Source organism: Candidatus Saccharimonadia bacterium (genome assembly GCA_035544015.1).
GTDB lineage: Bacteria > Patescibacteriota > Saccharimonadia > UBA4664 > UBA4664 > UBA5169.
The window spans coordinates 1-1,034 of the sequence record DATKIP010000043.1 but is presented as its reverse complement, the minus strand read 5'-3'; the positions used below and the strand labels follow the sequence as shown (position 1 = coordinate 1,034).

At 59.9% G+C, this 1,034-nt stretch carries 2 protein-coding genes; one reads left to right on the top strand and one right to left on the bottom strand.

The features are described from left to right. A partial coding sequence (locus VMT30_02640) for an enolase C-terminal domain-like protein (protein HVQ43839.1) occupies nucleotides 1-457 on the top strand: 457 nt, incomplete at its 5' end. Here VMT30_02640 and VMT30_02635 read toward each other — a convergent pair. Continuing rightward, a partial coding sequence (locus VMT30_02635) for an IS630 family transposase (GenBank protein ID HVQ43838.1) occupies nucleotides 429-1,034 on the bottom strand: 606 nt, incomplete at its 5' end. The genes VMT30_02640 and VMT30_02635 overlap by 29 nt on opposite strands.

The window sequence follows — 1,034 nt, the reverse complement described above, 5'->3', positions numbered from 1 at the left end:
AGTCCGTGAGGCGCGAAAGGCTGCCGGCGATAACGTGGAGATCACGCTGGACGTCAACTGTCCATGGACCGTGCGAGAGGCCCTCGATATGAGCGCCAGGCTGCGACCGTTCAATCTGCGCTGGCTGGAAGAACCCATTTGGCCTCCAGAGAACTTTGGCGGTTTGGCTCGATTGCGTCGTGAGGGTGGAATAGCCATTGCGGCAGGGGAAAATGCTTCCACGCGGGTGGAGTTCCAACAGATGCTTTCTGCTGGCGCGGTCGACTTCGTCCAACCCAGCCCGGCCAAGATGGGAGGTATCTCCGAACTTCAGAAGGTATTCGCGCTTGCCGCGGCAAGTGCGACCGTGGTGATGGTCCATTCATTCTATGACGGCCCCGGCTTGCTGGCGAGTGTACACGCAAGCGCCGCACTAAAGCGGATTCCGGTCATATTGAAGCATAGCCTGCATGCCTGAAATAGTTGGCACATTCGCGCGGACCGAGCTGTGGGACGAACGAGCGAATTGCTCGAGTGAGGCCCGGAACAGTTCGCGCCGCGACCTTACGGAGGAACGCCTTGAATTTGCTGTAAGGCAGTTCGATTGGATTGAGGTCGGGCGAGTATTTCGGCAGGTAGCGCAGCGTCGCGTGCGCTTTCTCAATCGCCTCGCGAATGGCGGGCCCCATGTGGACGCGGCAGTTATCCATCACGACGATGTCGTTGCGCCGGAGCGTGGGAACCAAGCACTGCTCGATATAGGCGAGGAACATCTCTCCAGTCATGGCACCTTCAACCACCATTGGGGCGGTCATTTTGTTGTGGCGCAAGGCAGCAACGAAGGTGATCGTCTCCCATGCTCCAAGCGGAACGGTGCCGATCACCCTGTCGCCGCTCGGAGCACGCCCCCTGAGCCGCGCCAAGTTTGTGCTGACCGCGGTCTCGTCGATAAACACCAACCGGGCGGGATCAAGCATGCCTTGCTCTCGGATCCAACGTCGGCGTGCTCGCGCCACATCCGCTCGCTGCCGTTCGGCAGCTTGCAGGCTTTTTTT